This is a genomic window from Thomasclavelia sp., from assembly GCF_017889095.1.
GTDB lineage: Bacteria > Bacillota_I > Bacilli_A > Erysipelotrichales > Coprobacillaceae > Thomasclavelia.
In genome coordinates this window covers 1-4591 of record NZ_JAGHEW010000363.1, presented here as the reverse complement: position 1 = coordinate 4591, position 4591 = coordinate 1, and the positions used below count along the sequence as shown (strand labels likewise).

Here is a 4591-nt window from a genome sequence, read left to right as displayed (position 1 = left end):
GCTATAACCTCCTTCAAATCTATCTTACCTTCATAATAAGCCTTACCAACAATACAGGCATAATAATTATGTTTCGCTGCTTCTTCAATATTTTTAGCGTCTTTAACACCACCAGAAACAACAAAATTTATATCTGAAATATTGGCTATCTGTTCATACATATCAAAATTTGGTCCAGTTAAAGTGCCATCTTTACTAATATCGGTAGCAACAATATATTCAACTCCGATTTTTTCTAATTCTTTAATAAAATCAAGATAATAAACATTACTAGTTTCTAACCAGCCCGAAGTTGAAACATAACCATCTTTGACATCGACACCAACAACAATTCGTTTAGCTCCATACTTTTTTAAAGCTGCCTTTAAAAATTCAGGATCATTGATTGCTGCAGTTCCTAATATAACTCGATCTAAGCCAACTTCATCTAAATATAAAGCTACTGTTTCTAAATTACGAATCCCGCCACCTAGTTCGATTTTCAGCTTGGTATTTTGTTTAATTTTCTTAATTGTTTCTAAATTAATACATTTACCATCTTTAGCCCCATCGAGATCAACAACATGTAAATATTTAGCACCCATATTTTCAAACTCTTTAGCTATTTGTTCAGGTTTAGTGCTATAAACTGTTTTTTGTTGATAATCACCTTTATATAATCTAACCGCCTGACCGTCTTTTAAATCAATTGCCGGAATTACTAACATGTTATCATCTCCTTAAATGCTTTTAAAATTTGTTTCCCAACTACACCGCTTTTTTCTGGATGAAACTGACAGCCAATTACATTATCTTTAGCTACTAAAGCCGTAACATTACAGCTTCCATAATCGCTATAAGCAACAAGCTCGTCATCAGGACAATTAGCCATATATGAATGAACAAAATAAACATCATCATTTTCATGAATATATTTTAGGATCGGATGTTCTTTACAAAAATGCAACTGGTTCCAACCCATGTGGGGAATCTTTTCATCAATATCCATATATTCTACTTTTCCTTTTAAAAATCCTAAGCCTTCTGTCTTTTGTACTTCATAGCCTTCTTCAAATAAAATTTGCATTCCTAAACAAATTCCTAAAATCAATTTGCCAGCTTCTTTTTGTTGTTTCAAGACATCAATCAAACCATATTTCTTTAAATTATTCATCGCTACCGGAAAAGTACCAACCCCTGGTAAAACAATCGCATCCGCTTTAGCAATCACTTCCGGATCACGCGTAATGATTGGATCAATGCCAATTCGTTTAAAAGCTGAAGTTACACTGCTTAAATTACCAACATTATAATCAATAATTACCACCATTTTTACAATACCCCTTTTGAAGAAATAACTTTATCTTTATTTTTTTCATCAATACTTACAGCTTCTTTTAATGCTCGTCCTAAACTTTTAAAAACAGCTTCAACAATATGATGGTTATTTTCACCATAGTGTTCATTGATATGTAACGTAATCCCGCCATTAAAAGCAAATGCTCTAAAAAATTCCACTGCTAGTTCTGTTTCAAAAGTACCAATTCGTTCACAAGTTAAATTAACATTAAAAACGAGAAAAGGACGATTACTAATATCTAAATTGGTCGTAACCAAAGCTTCATCCATGCATATTGTAAACGCTCCATAGCGTTTAATTCCGCGTTTATCACCTAATGCTTCTTTAAAAGCCAATCCTAAAGCAATTCCTAGATCTTCGATCGTATGATGACCATCTACTTCTAGATCCCCATCACATTTAACTTTTAAATCAAAATTACCATGAAAAGCTAGCAAAGTTAACATGTGATCAAAAAAACCAATTCCGGTATCAATTTGACTTTGACCATTTCCATCAAGATTTAAATCCACTAATATTTTTGTTTCTAACGTATTTCGTTCAATTTTACTAGTTCTCATCTTCTTCCTCCTCAAAACGAACCGCAATTGAATTAGCGTGTCCGTCTAATCCTTCACTTTTAGCAAACGTCATTACATCGTCTTTAAATTCTTTTAATACCTTTTTAGGATAGTAACTGTAAGATGAATACTTAACAAAATCATATACCCCTAAAGCGGAATAAAACTTAGCAGTTCCGCCGGTTGGTAAAACATGATTAGTTCCACTCATATAATCACCTAAAGGTTCTGGTGAGTATTCGCCTAAAAAGATAGAACCAGCATTTTCGATTTTTGGTAAATAATTAACTGGATTATCGACTAAAACTTCTAAATGTTCTGGTGCTAAATAATTAGATACCGCAAAAGCTTCATCAAGATCATTGACTACGATCGCCCCACCATAATTTATAAGCGACGTTTCAATGATCTCCTTACGAGATAAATAGGCAACCTGGCGTTTTAATTCTTCGTTTACTTTCACTACTAATTCTTTAGAAGTAGTTACTAACATTGCACTAGCTAATTTATCATGTTCTGCCTGTGAGATTAAATCAGCCGCAATGTATTTACTATTAGCATTTTTATCAGCAATAACTAAAACTTCACTGGGTCCCGCTACCATATCAATATCAACTAAGCCATAGCTTAATTTTTTAGCAGTCGCTACATAGATATTTCCTGGTCCAACGATCTTATCAGCTTTTGCAATCGTTTCGGTACCATGAGCCATCGCAGCAACTCCCTGAGCACCCCCAAATTTATAAATTGTATCGATGCCACAAACTTTAGCTGCTGCAATAATAATTGGGTTAACTTTACCATCGGCTTTAACTGGCGTAATGATCACTAAATCTTTAACTCCCGCTAATTTTGCCGGAATCGCATTCATCAAAACAGTTGAAGGGTAACTGGCAGTTCCTCCAGGTACATATAAAGCAACACGCTTGATTGGTCGCACCATCTGTCCCATGATGACCCCATTTTCTTTAAACATTGACCATGATTTATCAATTTGATTTTGATGGAATTCAATAATTTGTTTTTTAGCTCTATTTAAGATTCGTAAATAATCCGGATCAACTTCTTTTAAAGCCGCTTCTTTTTCTGCCTCACTAACAATTAAATCATTTTCATCTTTGATTTGATAACCATCAAATTGATAACAATATTCAAATAAAGCTTCATTACCACGAGTATTGATATCATCAATGATTTTCAATACCGCTTCATTTACTTCACGACTAACATTTTCTTTACGATTATCTAATTTAGTGGCAATTGCTTCTAAATTACCATCATAATCAATTACTTTCAACATTACTTTTCCTCCAATACTGCTTCTAATTTAGAAACCAAATTAATAATTTCCTCTTTTTTAAACTTCAAACTAACTTTATTGACAATCAGCCGAGTTGAAATCTCACTAATTTTTTCAATTACTTCTAAGCCATTCGCTTTTAATGTTGATCCTGTTTCCACGATATCAACAATGGCATCACTAATACCAACAATCGGTCCTAATTCAACTGAACCTTCTAATTTAATGATTTCAACATCTTCTTGTTTTTTCGCAAAATAGCTTTTAGCTACTTTAGGATATTTACTCGCAATTCTTTTTCTTTGAACAAATTTTTTATTTCGATATTTTGGATAAGCAGCCACGGCAAAATAACACTTACCAATATTTAAATCTAATAGTTCATAATAATCTTCAAAATCACTATCATCTAGCGTATCTTTCCCGACAAAACCAATATCAACGATTCCGTGTTCCAAAAAAGTTACGACATCGTTAGCTTTACCAAAAATCATTTCAATCCCATCTTTAGTTGCAATCAATAACTCACGGTCTTTGTTAAAAACTGGCTCCATATCAAATCCCGCTTTTTCTAATAATTTACAGACTTGTTTTTCAATTCTTCCTTTAGTTATCGCTATTTTAATCATTGCTTTCTTCCTCCTTATCTAAGGCTTTTAAAATATGATTCATGTGATAACAAAAACCAATCGCACCAACTGATTTATTAAAACGTGGTAATAAATCATCATAGCGTCCCCCAGAAATAATTGGCTGAGCGCTTTTATCACTATACCCTTTGATCATTAAACCAGTGTAATACTTCATCGTTGGCACCATGCCTAAATCAAAAATTATTTGTTTAGGATTACCTAATCTTTGATAAACTTCCTTTAAATTATTTAAAGCCTCTAATAAAATCGGATCATTAATATTTTCAAGAGCATTATTCAATAATTTTATATCACCAAAAGCAACAGGAATTTTCAATAATAATTCATTTAATGCTGGTGCAAAATCATTTTGAGCAACAAAATGTTTCATTGCACTTATATTAAGATATTTTAAAATCTCTGTAAGCTCATTAGCTTTATTACCGACTAATGAACACAAACGATTAAAAAACTGGGCTGAACCAATTTCAATTAAAATATTGCTTAATCCTAGATGTGGTAAAGATTCCAAGATCATCGTTAAACACTCCTGATCACCACTTAATCCTGGTTTATTGATCAATTCCACGCCTCCTTGAAAAAATTCACTAGAACGACCTTTATGCATGATCTCCTTACGATAAACTTTCCCAAAATAACAATACCGTGCTTCCTGATCATCAAAATTATTAGTTGAATAAAAACGGGCTAACGGGATTGTAAAATCACAGCGCATTGCTACATTTTTTCCTTCATGATT

Annotated in this window: 6 protein-coding genes; all 6 read right to left on the bottom strand. The window is 32.7% G+C overall.

Going from position 1 to position 4591, the window contains the following annotated elements:
* Positions 1 to 707 (bottom strand): 1-(5-phosphoribosyl)-5-[(5-phosphoribosylamino)methylideneamino]imidazole-4-carboxamide isomerase (hisA, locus tag J7M77_RS15380; RefSeq protein ID WP_296880160.1); only part of this gene is annotated, 707 nt, incomplete at its 3' end.
* The gene (gene hisH / locus J7M77_RS15375) at positions 701 to 1309 is read right to left on the bottom strand and encodes an imidazole glycerol phosphate synthase subunit HisH (RefSeq protein WP_296880158.1); all 609 of its coding nucleotides are present in this window, start codon (positions 1307 to 1309) and stop codon (positions 701 to 703) included. The genes hisA and hisH, both read right to left, overlap by 7 nt.
* A gap of 2 nt (positions 1310 to 1311) precedes the next feature.
* Positions 1312 to 1899, bottom strand: a complete 588-nt coding sequence (gene hisB / locus J7M77_RS15370) for an imidazoleglycerol-phosphate dehydratase HisB (RefSeq protein WP_296880156.1) — start codon at positions 1897 to 1899, stop codon at positions 1312 to 1314.
* Positions 1889 to 3199 carry a histidinol dehydrogenase gene (gene hisD / locus J7M77_RS15365; protein ID WP_296880155.1) on the bottom strand — a complete coding sequence of 437 codons (1311 nt, stop codon included), beginning with the start codon at positions 3197 to 3199 and terminating at the stop codon, positions 1889 to 1891. Before hisD ends, hisB begins: the two co-directional genes overlap by 11 nt.
* Positions 3199 to 3828, bottom strand: a complete 630-nt coding sequence (hisG, locus tag J7M77_RS15360) for an ATP phosphoribosyltransferase (protein WP_296880153.1) — start codon at positions 3826 to 3828, stop codon at positions 3199 to 3201. Before hisG ends, hisD begins: the two co-directional genes overlap by 1 nt.
* On the bottom strand, positions 3821 to 4591 hold a 771-nt coding region (locus tag J7M77_RS15355; RefSeq protein WP_296880150.1), incomplete at its 5' end, for an ATP phosphoribosyltransferase regulatory subunit. The genes J7M77_RS15355 and hisG, both read right to left, overlap by 8 nt.